Below are 17,565 nucleotides of genomic sequence, written 5' to 3' on the forward strand. Positions count from 1 at the left end.
CGCTTGTCAACACCGTCTTCCGGCGCGTATGATTTATCTGTACGGCGTTTCCGAGGGACCGAATGTCTTTGGCCACCAAGCTCAAGGACCTGCGGGTCAGACGCGGGCAATCACTCCAGCAGGTCGCTGACGGCGTCGGCGTGTCCAAGGCTCACATCTGGCAGCTTGAACGCGGCGACAGCACCAACCCGAGCCTGGACCTGCTCAGGGGGCTGGCGGACTATTACAAGGTGACTGTGGCGTTCCTGTCTGATGAGAGCGAACCTGCGGACAAGGCACCTGCCCTTCAGTTCTATCGAGAGTTTGACGGTAAGCTGGACGATAAGGCCTGGGCGGCCGTTCGCGCCATGGCTGAGGCCCTGAAGAAGCCGTGAGCGAGCTCCTCATGGATTTGGCGGACTGCGGCTCTCCCGAGCGGCTGATCCAGACCATCCTGAGGCATCACCCTGACTGGACGCCGCCCGTTCCGATCGAGGCGCTCGCGGCGGCCGTGAACATCCTCGAGATCAGGGATTTGGACACGACCTCTTTCGAAGGAGCCTTGCTGACCGACCTGGACAAGAGCCAGGGCATCATTCTGTGCAGGCCGGGCGTGCCAGGCGGCCGTCGACGGTTCACCATCGGCCATGAGCTCGGTCACTTTCTGATCCCCACCCACGTTGGGAATCAGAAGTGCACGCAGGCGCACCTCAGCGAGCGTGGATTCGCGACACCCGCGCAACGGCGCGAAGCCGAAGCCAACCGTTTCGCCGCGGGCATCCTCATGCCGAAGCCTTGGTTCGAACGCGACGCGGACCAACTTGGCCTTCCGGACGTCGGTCATGTCAGAAAGCTGGCGAGATCCTATGATGTCAGCCTGGAAGCGGCTGCGAACCGGTTCGTCGAGCTGACCTCGACACCGTGCGCCATCGTCTTTTCCTACGGTGGAGTGGTCCGTTACGCCCGTTCACACGTGAACTTCCCGCGGCTGGCCGTTGAATGGAAAAGTCGCCTGCCGTCAGATTGCGCCACCAAGGTTAAGCCGAACACTGGCGTTTCAGCGCCATCTGACTGGATCGAGATGGATGGGACGATCTGGCTTCAGCATGATTGGGGTCGTCCGGCGCCACGTGTTCTTGAACAGGTTCTGCGGCAGGCGAACGGGTACGCGGTGACCATGCTCCTGGTGGCCGACGGTCCGACAGACGACGAGGACGAAGAGGAAGACGACCTAGTCGCGCGATGGAGTCCAAGACTCTAGCTCGCGTGCTGAAGGCGTCAGAACACTCATTTTCGGTCAACCGTTGGACAAGGTGCCCATCCCATTTCTCGCATAGGCCGCCGCCAACTGAGAGGACGAGCCAAACGGCATGGTCTGGCGCAACTCCATCCTTCACCATCCCCTAGCAAACGGGGAGACGCTCGTCGTCCGTCCTCGCCATTGGGGTTGTCGGGGTCATCTGCCTGACGGCCGCCATCGGACATCGCGCTCTCTCATGCGGATCGCCTATGCCTTGGGTTAGGTTCGCGAAGCTGGAACGAACGGACCGGAACCATGGTCGAGCAGGAAGAGGCAGACCCTCGCGAGGCGCTGGCCGATGAAGGCCTGCTGTCGCCACAGGTCGAAACTTGGCGACATATCTACATCGACAACTACCGTGACTGGTTCGAGCTCGCGCGCGAGCTGAACCGGTATGCCGTGAGCCTATTCCAGGATCATCAGGACGCCGGCGACGGCGGGCCTGCAAATGCGGCGGCGCCGACCGCCGTCCGCGTCTACGGCCGTGCGCTGAACGCCTACACAGCGAGCATCATGCTTGCCGAGCGCGCCATGACGATAGAGGCCGTGGGAGCGGTGCGCCCCATTCACGAAGCCGGGTTCTGGCTCAGTCTTCTGGCGACCAATCCGGAGAAGGCGCTCGAGGAGCTGGACATCGATCACCACAAGCACGCGGTCGATCGGGAACAGCTCCGGGCGGCCTACCCAGGAAACGCCGAGCTCCATTCCGCGTCGGTGCAAAGAGAAGCGGCTCATGCCGCGCTGCTGGGCAAACGCCGGCCGATCTCCATGAAGGCGTTGGCGGCGAGCCTGCCCGGAGACCCCGGCTACCTCCAGTATCGTCTCGCGAGCGGCTTCTACGAAGCCCGTCGCGACGCGCGCGGGCTTAAGCTGACGGATTTCCGCATCCTACGGTTCGAGGACACGACCCCAAGCAGCTCGCATGCGGAAACGATGCTCACGTTCGAAACCTCAACGGGGCGAAGGGAGATGCAGCTCTCGATCGGGGTCATGCTCGACCTCGGCAAGGACGGCATTCATCTGCGCGGCCCCATGGCGCGGTGGCAAGTCATGGGCCACGCCTTGCAAGAGGCCCGCAGGCGTTTGGGTGAAGCTGGCGACCAAGAATCAGTGATGCCATGATGTGAGATGCCTGGCGCAGCGAAAGACATCTGGGCGTCGGGCGCGATCAGCCCATGGTGATGCTGGCCCGCTGATCCTGGAGGCGATCGAACGCGTTGCGGATCGCCAGGGAGAGATTGATGCGCAGGCGCGTCACCGCATTGTCGCGGCCATCGAGATAGTCTCGTTCAAGGCGGCGTAACTGGTCGGCGGCCCGCGCATCGCTGAAGACGTCGAGACTGTCGAGTTCCTCGTGAACCGCGACGATCTGCGCGGTCGAGCCCCGGCCGACGATGCGGAAGTCGGGGCTCGCGGGCAGTCCGCCGGAGACGGGCGAGAACACCTTGATCGTTTCCCGCCCCTTGTTCTCCGTGGTGACGAAACTGTGGTCTGCGATGTCGATGATGAAATCGCCGGTCAGCGCCGTCGCAGGCTGATACAGGCCCGACCGGTTCCGGAGCCTTTCATGGAGCCAGTAGTCCTGATCCGTATCGATCGGTGCTTCGCCCGGCTCGTCGTCCCACGGCCTGTAGCCCGACTGCGGATTGAGCGGCGCGTGGATATAGGCCCCAAGGTTTGAGGGGAGCTTGCCGTAGCTCAAGTCGAACTGGTCCGCGAAGGCGGCGGCCAGCCGGCCGGCGACCAGGAGCTCGAGACCGCTGAGGTGGAGCGCTCCGATCAGCGCGGCGTGCGCCAGCCCGACGCCGTCGTAGACCCGCGCGCCCGCCTTGCCCGAAACGCTGTCCCGCGCTCTGGGCGCGAGTCCCTGATCGTGGAGCAGCGCGAAATTGCGCGGCGTAATATCCGCCGCCAACGCCACTTCGCGCGAGGTCAGTAAGTCCTGTGTCGATCTCGAAGGGCGCCCCATGTAAACTCTCACTCTCTGGAAGTTTTAACTTCCACGAAGTGGGTGTTTCCGTCAAGGGCTTGCTCCCACCCCACGTGCGAGGCCAGAGCTGCGGCTGTGCGCAGCGTTCAGATGTAGTGCTTGAAGGGCAAAGGCGGCAGGTTGGCGATTGGCGCGGCGGTCAGGATTTCGCCGACGTCGTCTGCAAACCTCAAGGTCACCGGCGTACCATCTCCGTAGATGCAGGCATTGAAGTTCAACTTGGTGAGACCGAGGACGTCTTGCATGACCTGGGTCAGATCCGCGTCGCCCTTGGTCACTTCGATGGACAGCGGGTTGGGCGCTTCGCGCCCGGGATAGGTCTGGAGATCGGGCACGAAGCCGATGGTCCACAAATAGCCCTTGCGCGGGCTGACCGTCAGAGCCGTTCCGCGCAGGACAGGGCTCCGTCCCTGACGGAAGAGTTTGATCTCGCGCGTCGTCTGAATCCGTACGCCGACGAGCCGTGTGTCAGGTCCCACGGCGCTGGAAAAGCCCCGCCATTCAGCCTCGTTGAAATGCTGCTTGGCGTGAATGAAGAGCTCCTTGGGTGGGCGGCCGTGCTTGGCGATGTAGGCCTCGACCACCAGGCCGGCGATCTCCTTCGCCTTCGCCTCATCGAGGTGAAACTCGGACGTCGTCAGGGAATACCAGGGCCCCACGGCGCCCTTGAACACGACGCCGTCTCCGGATCCGAGAAACATCTGGGCGCCGCAGCAGGCGTTCCCTGGCGATCCGGCGGTATCGGTCTTCTTGAAGACGAGACCGATGTAGCAGACGTCCTCTCTGACACCCGCTAACGCCCAGGGGCGCCCCCCGGCCTTGAAGAAGGCGGTCGTCGACAGGTTCCAGGCGATGTTGGCGGGATCCTGGAGCATCCGCGGCTTGCCGCCGAGCGCATTGACGCCCTCCGGATCGATCGTTGATTCCCGGACGATCTGAAGAACCACCTTCTGATCGAGCAGCCGCGCCTTGAGCTGGTTGTGGAAATCGACCTCGTACCGGTAGGGCTCGGCGGCGGCGTTGTCCTCTGCGAACATCGACGGCGCCTGCACAAAGTTCCTCGCCGTACGAGCAGAGAACCTCTGGCTGGTCCTGGTCCGTTCGGGCAAGGGGACGATCGACTTCGGCCGACAGAAACGGTGGACGTCGTCCGGTATCACGACAAACCAGACCGCCGGAACGCTGTCCTCCTCGCGGAGGAACTTGCGAATGGCCTGGTCGAAGAGATCGACGGTCTTGTACACGCGTTCGTGGCCGTCCGGGATCCGGACTGTGCTCGACAAGGCCGCCGCTGAAATCGAGATGGTCGCGACGGGGTTGGCGGGCCATTTGGTCTTGAAGGCTGCTTCGAAGCCCGGAAACGCCAGGTGATGCTGCTCCGCCTTTGCGGCCGGGATATATCCCGTGATCTGAGCCACCCACTTCTTGTACCGCGCGATCCCTTCGTCCGTGCCGATGACGCCGACTCTCATTTCAGCGGGTTTGGCCTCGTCGATCATGGGGCCGAAAAGGAACAGACCATCCTTAGGGTCGGGCAGCATCTGGCCGTGTCCGAACTGGAGTAGCGGCTCCGTCAGGATCTGCAGGCCCTGGATCGGATCAGTCATCTGCGGACTCCGCGAGGCCCGCGATCTCGAAGGCCTCGTCCGGTTCCACCGGCGCCTCCGGAGGCGTTTCGTCCTCATCGTCCGGGACCACGGCCCGGGATTTCACGGCGGGATCGGCGCAAGAGATCGGCGATTCAAACAGGACTGGCCGCGCATCCACGACCACCTCTGCGAAATCGCCCATCGGCAGCTTCAAATGGCCGTCCTCGTCACCGATCCAGGCCACGTAGGCCAGCATCAGGTCGCGCCATTGTCCGTTCCACCAGTTTCGGCAGAAACCGCGCCGGAGCTTGTGCATCTTCTCCACGCTGTCGAGCGGCGTCTTGCCGTCGTGCGAGAAGATGATGGCCGCCTTCATGACAAAATGGGGCGTGTCCGTCATGACGGGCTTGGCGATGAAGCCGAGGTGCCAATAGACGCCCCGCTTCTCACTCCGGCCCACCATGGCCTTGCGCCTGCGTTTGCCGGTGTGATCGACAAAATAGGCGGTGTCCTTTTCGATCAGGTCCTTGGTGAAGAACCATGCGACCGAGTTGTCGGCCATCTCGAACGCGGACAATCCCTTGGCCTGCATGGCGTTGTTCCAGGATTGCCGCAGGAGATTGACGACCATGCGCCGGGCGTCCGCGCGTTTGACGCCGGGCATCGCCGCCGGCATCCCGGCCAACATGTCTTCCCGCGTCAAGGTGTAGCGACGCTCGATGACCTGTTCCGGCAGCGCGAGCTTCAGGTCCACTTCTGTTCCGAACGTCCCCACCAGCCTGAAGTATTTGAACCAGGGGAGACGGGTCCCGGACATGACGCTCGAGACCGCCGTCTCGGCGACGCCGAGCGAGAAGAGGGACACTTGGGGAGGCAGCGCGGCAATTGGGAGCCAGTTCGAGTAGAGCTGCTCGGGCTCGATCCGAGGCATCTGATCGGCGTCGGACCGCCGGAGGCACCAGGCTGCGACGTCAGCCGGAGCGATTGCGCCCTTCGGCACGCCGTCACGCTCAAGGACCTGAAAAACTCTCGCCAGGGCGGGCGCCCACCCGGCCTTGAAGTCGATGACGTTCTTGCGGGCGATATTGGCGTTGAAGTCCGAAAAGGGGACATCGTCGACCCTGACCGGCAAGAGGAAATTGGCGATCTTGTCGCTGCGCTCCACCGTGACGGCGAGGTGGATTTCGTCTTTCACGCCCTCCTTGTTCAAGGCGGCGGCAGAAACGACGAGGATGAATTTCGCCGTGTGATGGCGAATGGCGTCTTCGATGTCGTCCCAGAACAGCTCCCCGCCGATCAGCTTGGTGACATCCGACCAGACTTCATAGCCGGCGCTGGCGAGTTGAACGCCGAGCCATCGGACGAAATCGTTCTCCTCCGGATTGGCATGGCTAATGAAGACGAGGCGTCGGCCGGGTCCGGCGGGCGTTTGAGGCGATGGCGAGGTTACAGATGATGGAATCACACAGGAACCATAGCGTGATTTCCAAAAATCTTCCTGTTTTGTTCCGCCGCGCTGTTTGTTGATCCGTCGCACGCTTCGCCGTCGCGATCTCGCTAGAGGTTGTAGACGGCCTTGAGCCGCGCGACGAGTCGCACCGCGTCAGGCGGCGTGAGTTTCAGCGCCTTCGGATCAAAGGTTTTGTCCGCCTCGACCGCTTCGACAAAGGCCCGCAGATCGGCGGCGATCCCGTCCGGGAGCGCCAGGGTCATCGTCGGCCCCAACAGCTGAAGGAGCTTGAACACATCGTTGCGATGCTTGGTGACATTTCGGCTATCGACCTGCTGGCCGTCCGCCCGGTCGCGCGCCAGGTTGTTGTAGGCGAACGCCTTGAAGGGAATGAGGGTCTGGATGTCGATGACAGGGACGCCGTCCATCTCTGTCGTTCCGTCCTTGAGCAAGGCGTAATAGGCGTCGTCGAGCAGCATGGCCGACAGGCTCTCGACCGTCCCGTCCAGCGGTATGGGCGTGAGGCGCGCGCCCTTCGGCACGGTGATGACATCGGGCAGTCGCGAGAACAGCTCGATCATCGCCGGATAGGTCTTGTCGGAAGGATGGGTAAACCGGAAGAAATCCCTCGCGCCATCGCTGCGTTCACGGGTCTGATAGCCGCCAGCATCGATGAAAGCCCAGAAGGCTTGGACGAACTCCGGCTTCAGAGCTTCGAGACAGAGGACCAGATCGAGATCCTTTGTGGCCCGGAACGGCAATCCGGCGCCCGTCATGTGAATCTCGGCCGCCGCGCCGCCGATCAATGTGTACTGGTCCTCGAAACCCGCGAAGGCCGCCTTGAACACATCAATGCCTACGACCATCCGAAGGGCTCCATGAGGGTATCGACGGCCTGATCGAGGCGTTCGTCATGACGATCCTCCAGGCTCAGATACAGGGAGAGGCGATCCACGACTGGTCCGTGATGGCAAAGCAGACGGGGATCGTAAGACCAGGTTTCGATGCGGATGGCTTCCGGGTCACGATCGTCGGCCGGCTGAAGGTCGTGTTGGTAGACCAGCCCCTTCCACTGACGTGCGGAGACCGCCCGGGTTTCATGAACGGGAGGACCGAGGAGGGTGTAATCCGACAAAGCGGATTCCCCGGCCAGCGGCAACGCACGGACCTCGGGAAACGGCCTGACCAGGCGACGGGCGCGGACGGGCGACTGAAGCAAATCACGGACTGCCCGCCAGAGGTCGTCGCCCTCCTGCTTGAAAGCGATGCGACGCTCCCGGCCGCGAACATCGATGCTGAGAATGCCGTGCCGCTGCAGTTCATCAACCACCCGCCCGGTGCTCATGGCGGAATATTGAAACCGCTCGGCCAGGGACTTGGGCGTCTGGCCATCGAGGTCCTCACGAAGCAACGAGGCCAGGACCACGACCTGGGCGGCCGGCGTCAACTGCTCCACGGCCGGCCGGACCTCTGACCGGAAATACTCGCGCAGATCGGCGCCGAGCTCGGGCAGGAACAGCTGATTGCCGGGGACGATGAAGTTGACGCCCTGCTGGATAAGACGCTGGCGATTGGCCGAGCTCAGGGCGTCGGTCAGGAAGACAACCACGAACACGTCCGATGTCGAGCGGGCGGTCTCGATATGTTTGGCGATCGTCGCCGGCGTTTCCGCGTCCTGGCCGGGCGTGGCGAGAATGAGCAGCTTTCGTCCGAACAGGCTCGTTTCGGCGAGACTATAGCGATCCGTCAGGAAGAACGGCAGGAGACCAACGTCGGCGTCTTCGAACGTCAATCGGATGTCGAACAGCTGCGTGACGTAGGCCGCCGCATCGTCGAAAAGACGGCCCAGGGTTCCAAAGGATGTCGCGTTCGATAACATTGGATTGGACGATAACATTGGCAATGTTACTATTCAATCTAATGTTATTATTGTTGTCGTGGGTGCGCTTTCGCCGACAGGCCCACACCCGCGAAACGCCGGTATCAAGCTCGCTTCCATTGGAAGAGGTCCGCATCGCGTTCAAGGTCTTCACGCCTGAGCCGGCGCCCCCCAGGAGCAGCCAGACCAGTCGGTCCGGGAGTTGATCTTCAGAGAAGCCAGGCGCCCCGGCGAGCGGCGTCAGTTCGATCAGCGCCTCCTCCTGGCCCATCCTGAACTCATCCCCGCCGAGACGGTGGCGCTTACCTGCAGGCATTTTTGGGGTGACTGGAAGCACATCCACCCACTAGGCACTAGGCCTCGTACGCCTTGGCGTCGATTGACCAGAGTACCTTGGGTGCGGTGCGCGCTAAGCTTCCTGGTGCGACATCTTGTTGGCAAGTCCTCGGCGACATTGGGCGTGTGTCATTGTCATCGGGGTAGGGCCTGGGGTTTTGGCGCTTCCCGCCTGGGCGGCGTTGCTGCTCATGCCCCCAAGCATCGTTTCACACTGGAGCCGTTGCTCCGCCGTCAGCGGTTGGGCCGTCGCGCACCCGGCAACAAGAGCCGCCAGCGCCAGCGCGCCGAGAAATCCTGCGGATTTGGTCATCTGTTCGTACCTGTCAAAGACAATCTTCGCCTGACCTTGAAGGGCCTGGGCCCGCTCCGCCTTGATTCAAATCAACCCTGCCATGCCCAACCCTGCCAGGGTTTCGTTCTGGCTCCTGGCAGGGTGTCGCGGGCCCGCTGTTCGCTGCGCGCTCCGTATGACCAAATCGGGAACTTGGGTTCCGATGGGCTTCCGGCGTGCGAAAGGCGGGCGATCACCTCCAGAACCACCGGACGATTCGCCTTCCCCCGCGCGCCGGGGCCAGACGCCCTTCGGCGCCGCCGCAAATGGACGATTCGCATCGCCCTTGTCGCCGCGCTGGAGCAGTTCGCGGCTGGACCGGCGCTCACGCGGCAGCCCGCCGAAGATCACACAGACTCGAAGCAGCTTGCGGCCTATTCTCTCACCAGAAAACTGGCGTGCTCAAGATGGCGGTCGTGACGGCTGCCGACGACACCACGAACCCGCGTGAAGCGGCCTGGCTCAAACACAGCCATTAGCGCCGACGCGAGCCCGCTCGCCGGCATTGGACGAAGGCCCGATATGACCCTCAAGATTCGTCAGGACGAGCTTTCCCAAGGCCTGCTCGGCGCGCCGTACGCCGACCTCACCCCGGTCCAGAGAAGCGTCGTTGATCTGATGGTCAGCGAAGCGCCGTCGGGCGTCAGCCCGGTTCTGGAGACCGACGACCGGACGTTTTGGGAACGGCTGGCCGACACCGTCGCCGACGTGGGGGGATCATGGACCTTCATCGGCGTGTTCAGCTGCGTCCTGATCGGCTGGGCCGTTCTCAACCTGGGGCTTGCGCGCTTCTCGTCCGCCTTCGATCCCTACCCCTTCATCTTCCTCAACCTTATGCTCTCGGCGGTCGCGGCGCTTCAGGCCCCGGTGATCATGATGAGCCAGAAGCGTCAGGCGGTCCGCGACCGTCTTGCGGCCGAGCACGACTACACGGTCAATCTGCGGGCCGAGCTGGAGATCATGCGGCTGCACGACCGCCTTGAACTCAGCCAAAACCAGATGGCTCGCATCGAGGCGGCCCTCGCTGCCTTGGCCAAGCCCTGAGGCCAACGTGGTCAGAGCGGGGCCATGCTTCCCGAGCGGACAAACCGGGAATGCCATGACAAGGCCTCGTCAAGCAGCATCGGCGTCTGCAGCCCGTAAGACCCCTTCAGGGCGCGCTGGTAGTAGTCCTCCAGCGCCGGGCGGAAGCTCGGATGGGCGCAGGTGTCGATGACGACGCGCGCCCGCTGTTTGGGCGACAGGCCGCGAAGATCGGCCAGGCCCTGTTCAGTGACGATCACCTGGACGTCCTGATTGATGTGATCGACGTGGGAGACGGCGGGCACCAGGGTGGAGATCTTGCCGCCCTTGGCCGTCGAAGCGCTCATGAAGATCGAGATGTAGGCGTTGCGGGCGAAATCCCCCGAGCCGCCGATGCCGTTCTGGATCCGCGAGCCCATGATGTGCGTCGAGTTGACGTTGCCGTAGATGTCGGCCTCGATCATGCCGTTCATGGCGATACAGCCCAGGCGCCGGATCACCTCGGGGTGGTTGCTGATCTCCTGCGGCCTGAGGATGATGCGGTCGCGGTAGTCGCCCATGCTCCGGTTGACCCGCTCGGTCAGTTCCGGGCTGAGGCTGAGGGCGGTTGAGGAGGCGACCCGCAGCTTGCCGCTGTCCATCAGCGCCATCATGCCGTCCTGGATGACCTCGGTATAGGCGCTCAGGTCCTCGAAGGGCGCGTCGATCAGGCCGGTCAGGACGGCGTTGGCTGTATTGCCGACGCCCGATTGCAGCGGCAGCAGCGACGGCGGCAGACGTCCTTTCGACACCTCGTGCTCGAGGAACTCCAGCAGGTGTCCGGCGATGGCCAGGTCATCCGGCCCGGGCGCGGTGAAGCCGGCGTTGCGGTCGGGTTGGTCGGTCTCGACGATGGCCACGATCTTGTCCGGGTCGCAGCGGAAGCACGGCTCGCCGATGCGATCGCCGGCGCGGATCAGGGGAATGGGCACCCGGTTCGGCGGTAGCGCCGTGCCGTAGTAGATATCGTGCATGCCCAGAAGCTCCGGGTTCTGCCACCGGTTCACCTCCAGGATCACCTGGCTGGCACGGTCAAGCCAGGTCTTGTTGTTGCCGACCGAGGACGCAGGGATCAGCGCCCCGTCCTCTCGGATGCCGGTGACCTGGATGATGGCGGTGTCCAGCGGGCCGAGGAAGCCCTGCCAGGCGACAGGCGCGACCTGGCTCAGGTGCATGTCGGAATAGGCCATCTCGCCGCGATTGATCCTGTCGCGACAAGTCGGGTCGCTGTTGTAGGGCAGCCGGAATTCGATGCCGTCGGCCTTGGCCAGGGCACCGTCCAGCTCCGGCCCGGTCGAGGCGCCGGTCCAGATGCGCAGCTTGAAGGGACGCCCCGCCGCGTGCTCGGCCTCGATCCGGGCCGCCAGCGCCAGGGGCACGGCGGTCGGATAGCCTGAGGCGGTGAACCCGCTGAGCCCCACTGTCGTATTCGGCGCGATCAGAATAGCGGCGTCCTCGGCCGACATCACCTTGGCCCGGTGCCTTGCGCTTGCGATGCGGTCATCCGTCATGGAACGATCCTTCCAACGTCTCGAAACCTCCCTGCGCGTAGGTCCACGAGCCTCGCGCCGTCTCCCACGATCGTGATCCTCGATGCGCCGGGATCAATGGCTGAGCAGCAGGCAGACCGGGGACGCGCCTAGCAGCCCATGGGTCACGCCGCCCAGCACCCATTCGCGCATGCGGGCGTGGCCGTAACCGCCGGCGACGATCAGGCCCGCCTGATGCTCGTCGGCGAATTTGAGAATCTGGCTCGACCGTGCGCCGTCATCGCCCTGAAGCACCTGGGCGCTCGCCACGATGTCATGGCGTCCCAGGAAGGCGGCGACATCGTTCGTGCGGGCCGCGGCCTCGTCCATGCCGCCCTCGGCGCAGATCTCGATCACATAGGTCAGGGCCGAGGCTCTCAACATCGGCAGGGCGGAGGCGACCGCGCGCTGGGCCTCGCGGCAGTCCTTCCACGCCACCACCGCCGCCGTTCCCGGAGAAAGGCGGACCGGCGCGGGCGGGACGATCAGAACAGGACGCCCGAGCGCCATCAGGGCGTCGCCCGGGTCGATGGACCGTTGCGGCGCTCGCGCGGGATCGAGACGACCGAGGATCAGCAGGTCGGCGGCGCGGACGGCCTGCCCCACCACATCGGACGGAAAGCCGATCCTCCCGCGCCATTCGCAGCGATCGGCATGGGTTCCGACCGCCTTCCAGAAGGTCGTTTCGGCCTGGGTCACATCGGCCTCGGCCATGTCCCGGAACAGACCGAGCATTTCACCCAACATCGCCCCGCCGGCATAGGGATCGACCTGGGGCGCATCCGGCAGACTGGCCGATATTCCGATCAGGCGCGCGTCGAACCGCTCGGCGAGATCGCAGGCCAAGGCGATGCGCGCCTCGGTCTCGACGCCCTGGTCGACATAGACCATCAGGCTCTCATAGGTCATGGGGTTGGCTCCGGTTTCGGGCCAACTGCGCCCTTCGCCCCGGGCGACGCATTGATCGGGATCAAGGATATCGGCCGATCGCCTTGGCAAGATGCGCGCCTCATCGGATGGAGACATGCGCCATGACCTCGAGTCCCACCGCTCCGTCGCAGGGGCCAGCAGGCGGCCCCTGCGCCCCTTCCTCGATGGTCCCCCGGAGCTTCTACAGATGAGGATCGCCCAAGTCACACCGCTGTACGAAGCCGTGCCACCGAAATTCTATGGCGGTACTGAACGGGTCGTGGCGCATCTGACCGACGCCCTCGTGGACCTCGGCCACGAGGTGACCTTGTTCGCGAGCGCCGACGCAGAGACCCGGGCGCGTCTCGTTCCGGTTCGCGACCAGGCGATCAGGCTCGACCCCTCGCCGTTAAAGTCTGACCTGGCGGCTCATCTGACGATGCTGGCTCAGGTTCTGGACCGGGTCGACGATTTCGACGTGATCCATTTCCATACCGACATGATCCAGTTCCCCATGTTCCGGAACTGGGCGGGCAAGACGCTGACGACATTGCACGGGCGGCTGGACATGAAAGATCTGGCGGGGGTGTATGCGCGGTGGCCCGAGTTCGGCCTCGTCTCCATCTCCGACGACCAGCGTCGCCCTCTGTCGTTCGCCAACTGGCGGGCCACAGTCCATCATGGGATGCCGGCCGAACTCTACAGATATTCCGGCCGGTCGGACGGCTATCTCGCTTTTCTGGGACGCATATCGCCCGAGAAACGGCCAGACCGGGCCATCGAGATCGCCACGAGACTGGGAAAGCGGCTGAAGATCGCGGCCAAGGTGGATGCAGCCGATCGCGTCTACTACGACGAGACGATCAGGCCATTGATCGAGAGCAATCCGCTGATCGAGTTCATCGGCGAGATCGGCGATCACCAGAAGTCGGAGTTCCTGGGCGGCGCTGACGCCCTGCTCTTTCCCATAGATTGGCCCGAGCCGTTTGGCCTGGTCATGATCGAGGCGATGGCGTGCGGCACGCCCGTGGTCGCGTTCCGTTGCGGTTCGACCAGCGAAATCGTCGAGGACGGAATGACGGGCTTTCTGGTCGACACCATGGCCCAGGCCGTCGCGGCCACGCTACAGGCCGCGCAACTCGACCGGCAGGCCATTCGCGCCCAATTCGAGCGGCGTTTCTCCGCCACCGCCATGGCCCTGCGTTACGTGGATGTTTATGATGCGCTCCTGGCCGCCTAGCTGAAACGGACGCATCCTCAGAGATCTGGTGGGAGGGCGGTCAGACGGGCCAGACCTCCATGGCCCTCGGACCGGGCCTGTGGCGACCTGACGTTCGGCTCACGCGTCGACGGTCGTCACCAGCTAACCCGGAACTCACCTCCCGCCGATCTCCGGGGGCGGGTCGCGGTCCGCCTCCGGGCGGCATTTCCCGCCACGCTGGAGTTCGTCCTGTCGCACGACGAAAACCGAGACCTGATCGCATATTTGAATTCGATCCAGTCGCCGACCGGCTCGGGAGGCCAAGACGGCGCCGGCGCCGATCAAGGCGAGCTTAATCCCGGCGCGGGTCAGCTCCCGGCGACCAAATAACGGACGAAGCTTTACGGTTGCAAAAACCTTGGCGAATACAAGGGTTCGTCTATGTCACACCGAACGATTTTTGAATTTTACTCCTCGTCATCTGAGTAATTCAACGCCGAATAGATCGCTACGGGTTGCGGCATTTGATCTGGATCAACGATTTCGTTAGGCGTTCGGGGCTCCGGCGCGCATTTTAGCGAATGATCGCTGCCACGAAGCCCATGCTTGCGCCGCGAACGCTTCCTCACGGATGCGTCGACCGGCCCAAAGTCAACGATTGCGACAGTTGCGGCGCGCGGGCGTTGAGCGTCTGCGGCAGCGTCGCCGATCAGGATCTCAAACGCCTGGGAGACCTGGCTGAAGTCGTCAAGCTGGCAGCCGGGGCGGTTCTGACGCGGGAAGGCGAACCCGCGCCCCATGTCTTCAACATCACGTCGGGATCTCTGAGGGTCTACAAATTGTTGCCCGACGGTCGGCGCCAGATCACGGGCTTTTTGTTCGCCGGCGACTTCCTGGGCCTGGCGATCGGTGAGGTTTATGTGTTCTCCGCCGAGGCGATCGAGCCGACGACCGTCTGCAGGTTCCGCAAAGGACCGTTCCGCGCCCTGGTCGAGAGCAGCTCGCCGTTGGAACATATGCTCCTGCACCGCACGTCTCATGAGCTGGCCGCCGCTCAGAACCAGATGCTTCTGCTGGGGCGCAAGACGGCCATCGAGCGTCTGGCGTCCTTTCTTCTCGACCTGCCCGGGCACGACCCCGCCCGTCCGACGGCCCCTGGCCATGTCCGACTGCCCATGAAACGTGGCGAGATCGCCGACTATCTGGGATTGACGATCGAGACGGTCAGCCGAGTGCTCACCCGCATGAAGGCCAAAGGCATCATCTCGATGCCCTCCCAGAGCGAGCTGATCGTCGAACGTCCGGACTTGCTGCGCGCGCACGCCTGCGGAGAACTCTGACGCCGGACCGTTGAGCCAGATCAAGGCAGCCGGCGGGCCGGGAGGGTAGGCGGGAGACCGCTGACCCGGAGGACCGCATCATGGACGCTGACTCAAATATCGACCGCTACCCGCCGATCAACGGGGCCGCGGTCGAAACCATCGTCGAACTTCTCGATCGTGAACGGCTGATGAGCATCGGAGTCAATCGACCCGACGGCTGGCCCCAAGTGACGACCGTCGGCTATCTGAATGACGGGCTGAACCTGTATTTCGTCAGCGGCCGCGAGAGCCAGAAACTGGCCAATCTCCAGGCCGATGATCGTGTTTCGGTCTCGATCCACTCGCTGGCGGAGCGGGGCGGCGCCGTCGGGGTTTCGATGGCCGCGCACGCGACCGAGGTGACGGACGCCGGCGAAGTCGAACGGCTCAACCAGATGATGTTCAAGCGCTGGCCGATGGTGAGCGTCTACTGCCCGGCGACCAGTTCCGTGGCGATCATCCATGTGAAACCGGAACTGATCTGCGCGATCTCGGCCGTCGATGGCCGAAGCCGAACGGAATGTTTCTCGCTAGGCGAACCTGCGGGACCAGGCGGCCGAGAGCCTGACGCCACCCGCCCGGATGCCATTTGATTTGATCGCCTTCCCGCCGTTCGAAACGCCGGTCGCAGCGCCCCCGTGATCTGGATCAAGGCAGTTGTCAGCCCGCAGGGCTAGCCTGCCTTGACCGGTCGGCCCAAGGCGTGGGCCCGGCCGGCTCCGCGACATTCAACAGGGATCGTTCATGCCGACATCGACCGTGCCCGTGCCCGTGCCCGATATATCGATGTCTCTCGCGCTGTCGCTCATCAACGCCTCGGTCGCCCCCGTGCTTCTGCTGGACGGTGAACTCGAGGTCGTGGCCGCCAGTCAGTCGTTCCTCGAGGATTTCGACATCGACCCGAACGCTATCCCGGGTTGCCGGCTGGCGGATCTGGGCGCCGGCGAATGGAATGTGCCGCAGCTGTGGTCTCTGCTGAGAGCGACCGCCTATGGCAAGGCTGACATCCGTGCCTACGAGATGGATCTGGTGCTCGCCGATCGGCCACCCAAGCATCTGATCTTTCATGCGCGTCGCCTGAGCCCAGGGCCGGATCAGGGCGTGCGGCTCCTGTTGACGATCACGGATGTGACGATCCCCAGGGCGAAGGATCGTCAGAAGGACGAACTCATCCGTCAGAACGCGCTGCTGTATCAGGAGGTGCAGCACAGGGTCGCCAACAGTCTCCAGATCATCGCCAGCGTCCTGATGCAGGGCGTTCGAACGGTCGGATCGGATGAGAGCCGAAGCCATTTGCGAGACGCCCATCAGCGCATCTTGTCCGTCGCGGCCGTGCAACGGCACCTGGCCGGATCCACGACGGGGGACGTCGAACTCCGGGCCTATTTCACCGACCTGTGTCGGAGCATCGGCGACTCGATGATCAGAGACCACAACCAGTTGGCGCTGACCGTATCCGTGGACGACAGCATCGCTTCATCCGGCATGTCCGTAAGCCTGGGTCTGATCGTCACCGAGCTGGTCATCAACGGGCTGAAGCACGCCTTTCCCGACGACCGAAACGGCGACATCGTCGTCGATTACCACGCCCGAGGCGATGGCTGGATCCTCAGCGTGACCGACAACGGCGTCGGCATGCCCAGCGGATCCCAGACGGTCAAGCCAGGTCTGGGCACCGGGATCATTCAGGCTCTTGCTGGTCAGCTGGGCGCTCGCGTCGAGCTCGCCGACGCGCGGCCCGGTACGCGGGTATCCATCATTTGTCTCCCCTAACCACAAACGGCGTCCTGAAAGGACTTGCAGATGGTCAATAGAATTCTCGCTCCGGACGACCGGGCCCTGGCGGAGGAGAAGGTCGCCGAACCCGCCGTCCACCATGTGCCGCGAGGCTTTTCTGATAAATTCGCCCTCGGCTTCACCAAACTGCTGCGCGTCTGCGCCGACACCTTCTTCGCCAAGAAATACGGTCACCGGGCCATCGTGCTGGAAACCGTCGCCGCCGTGCCCGGCATGGTCGGGGCCACGCTGACTCACCTGAGATGCCTGCGACAGATGAAGGACGACGACGGCTGGATCCGCACCCTGATGGAGGAGGCCGAGAACGAGCGGATGCATCTGATGACCTTCATCGCCGTGGCCCAGCCGACATGGTTCGAGCGGCTGGTGATCCAGCTGGCCCAGGCGGTGTTCTACATCGGCTTTTTCGGGCTCTACCTGATCTCGTCGCGCACGGCCCACCGGGTGGTCGGATATTTCGAGGAGGAGGCCGTCATCAGCTACACCCTGTATCTGAAGGAGATCGACGAGGGCCGCTCGCCCAATGTTCCGGCGCCGGACATCGCCATCCATTATTGGAAGCTGCCAGCCGACGCGACGCTGCGCGACGTCGTGCTGATGGTACGGGCCGACGAGGCCCATCACCGGGACGTCAACCACGGCTTCGCCAGCACGCTGAGCGGAACGGCGATCGATCAGCTTCCCGTCGCCCCCTATCCGCCGCACGCCAACGAAATTCGCATGCACGCGTGAAATACTCCGAGGGCTGCGAGTGAGGAGCGACTTGAATGGAGGCCGGCAATCGCCGGCCCCAAGGTCCTGCTCCACACGGGTTGGGCCGCGGACGGAGAGCGGCTGAGCGTCGAGGAA

At 63.7% G+C, this 17,565-nt stretch carries 16 protein-coding genes; 9 read left to right on the forward strand and 7 right to left on the reverse strand.

Going from position 1 to position 17,565, the window contains the following annotated elements; translation table 11 throughout:
- The first annotated feature begins 62 nt into the window (after positions 1–62).
- The 3 genes from ACW174_RS06175 (at position 63) to ACW174_RS06185 (ending at position 2,401) form a co-directional block, all read left to right on the forward strand.
- Positions 63–374: a helix-turn-helix domain-containing protein gene (locus tag ACW174_RS06175; protein WP_314527349.1), complete on the forward strand. Its 312-nt coding sequence runs from the start codon at positions 63–65 to the stop codon at positions 372–374.
- Positions 371–1,240 carry an ImmA/IrrE family metallo-endopeptidase gene (locus ACW174_RS06180; RefSeq protein ID WP_287928169.1) on the forward strand — a complete coding sequence of 290 codons (870 nt, stop codon included), beginning with the start codon at positions 371–373 and terminating at the stop codon, positions 1,238–1,240. The genes ACW174_RS06175 and ACW174_RS06180 overlap by 4 nt, the downstream gene beginning before the upstream one ends.
- 294 nt (positions 1,241–1,534) lie before the next feature.
- On the forward strand, positions 1,535–2,401 hold the full coding sequence (locus ACW174_RS06185) for a hypothetical protein (RefSeq protein WP_314527351.1): 867 nt from the start codon (positions 1,535–1,537) through the stop codon (positions 2,399–2,401).
- A 46-nt stretch (positions 2,402–2,447) separates the two neighbouring features.
- Here ACW174_RS06185 and ACW174_RS06190 read toward each other — a convergent pair whose 3' ends face one another.
- From ACW174_RS06190 to ACW174_RS06210, 5 genes are all read right to left on the reverse strand, one after another.
- Complete coding sequence (locus tag ACW174_RS06190; RefSeq protein WP_287928172.1) at positions 2,448–3,248, reverse strand: hypothetical protein; 801 nt, start codon at positions 3,246–3,248, stop codon at positions 2,448–2,450.
- Positions 3,249–3,355: 107 nt separating this feature from the next.
- Positions 3,356–4,876, reverse strand: a complete 1,521-nt coding sequence (locus ACW174_RS06195) for an argonaute/piwi family protein (RefSeq protein ID WP_287928173.1) — start codon at positions 4,874–4,876, stop codon at positions 3,356–3,358.
- Positions 4,869–6,395, reverse strand: a complete 1,527-nt coding sequence (locus ACW174_RS06200; protein ID WP_287928175.1) for a toll/interleukin-1 receptor domain-containing protein — start codon at positions 6,393–6,395, stop codon at positions 4,869–4,871. Before ACW174_RS06200 ends, ACW174_RS06195 begins: the two co-directional genes overlap by 8 nt.
- Before the next feature lie 20 nt (positions 6,396–6,415).
- Positions 6,416–7,156: a hypothetical protein gene (locus tag ACW174_RS06205; RefSeq protein ID WP_287928177.1), complete on the reverse strand. Its 741-nt coding sequence runs from the start codon at positions 7,154–7,156 to the stop codon at positions 6,416–6,418.
- A gap of 8 nt (positions 7,157–7,164) precedes the next feature.
- Entirely contained in the window at positions 7,165–8,100 is a 936-nt protein-coding gene (locus tag ACW174_RS06210) for a hypothetical protein (RefSeq protein ID WP_492016819.1), read from the reverse strand.
- Positions 8,101–9,379: 1,279 nt separating this feature from the next.
- Here ACW174_RS06210 and ACW174_RS06215 point away from each other — a divergent pair.
- Entirely contained in the window at positions 9,380–9,901 is a 522-nt protein-coding gene (locus ACW174_RS06215) for a DUF1003 domain-containing protein (RefSeq protein WP_292078893.1), read from the forward strand.
- An 11-nt stretch (positions 9,902–9,912) separates the two neighbouring features.
- Here the strand turns inward: ACW174_RS06215 and scpC are convergent, their stop codons facing one another.
- Together scpC and ACW174_RS06225 are read right to left on the reverse strand one after the other, a co-directional pair.
- The gene (gene scpC / locus ACW174_RS06220) at positions 9,913–11,430 is read right to left on the reverse strand and encodes a succinyl-CoA:acetate CoA-transferase ScpC (RefSeq protein ID WP_287928180.1); all 1,518 of its coding nucleotides are present in this window, start codon (positions 11,428–11,430) and stop codon (positions 9,913–9,915) included.
- Positions 11,431–11,523: 93 nt separating this feature from the next.
- On the reverse strand, positions 11,524–12,357 hold the full coding sequence (locus tag ACW174_RS06225) for a universal stress protein (protein WP_287928181.1): 834 nt from the start codon (positions 12,355–12,357) through the stop codon (positions 11,524–11,526).
- A 208-nt stretch (positions 12,358–12,565) separates the two neighbouring features.
- Here ACW174_RS06225 and ACW174_RS06230 point away from each other — a divergent pair, with 208 nt between their 5' ends.
- The 5 genes from ACW174_RS06230 to ACW174_RS06250 all read left to right on the forward strand — a co-directional run bounded on the left by ACW174_RS06230 (position 12,566) and on the right by ACW174_RS06250 (position 17,448).
- Positions 12,566–13,597, forward strand: coding sequence for a glycosyltransferase family 4 protein (locus ACW174_RS06230; RefSeq protein WP_287928182.1), 1,032 nt, complete (start codon positions 12,566–12,568; stop codon positions 13,595–13,597).
- 542 nt (positions 13,598–14,139) lie between these two features.
- A complete protein-coding gene (locus ACW174_RS06235; RefSeq protein WP_372693233.1) occupies positions 14,140–14,898 on the forward strand; it encodes a cyclic nucleotide-binding domain-containing protein in 759 nt (252 codons plus the stop codon).
- A gap of 80 nt (positions 14,899–14,978) precedes the next feature.
- On the forward strand, positions 14,979–15,512 hold the full coding sequence (locus tag ACW174_RS06240) for a pyridoxamine 5'-phosphate oxidase family protein (protein ID WP_287928184.1): 534 nt from the start codon (positions 14,979–14,981) through the stop codon (positions 15,510–15,512).
- 151 nt (positions 15,513–15,663) lie between these two features.
- The gene (locus ACW174_RS06245) at positions 15,664–16,692 is read left to right on the forward strand and encodes a sensor histidine kinase (protein WP_292078892.1); all 1,029 of its coding nucleotides are present in this window, start codon (positions 15,664–15,666) and stop codon (positions 16,690–16,692) included.
- A gap of 30 nt (positions 16,693–16,722) precedes the next feature.
- Positions 16,723–17,448 carry an alternative oxidase gene (locus ACW174_RS06250; RefSeq protein WP_287928186.1) on the forward strand — a complete coding sequence of 242 codons (726 nt, stop codon included), beginning with the start codon at positions 16,723–16,725 and terminating at the stop codon, positions 17,446–17,448.
- Positions 17,449–17,565: the final 117 nt, after the last annotated feature.

Source organism: Brevundimonas sp. AVps31, assembly GCF_058681355.1.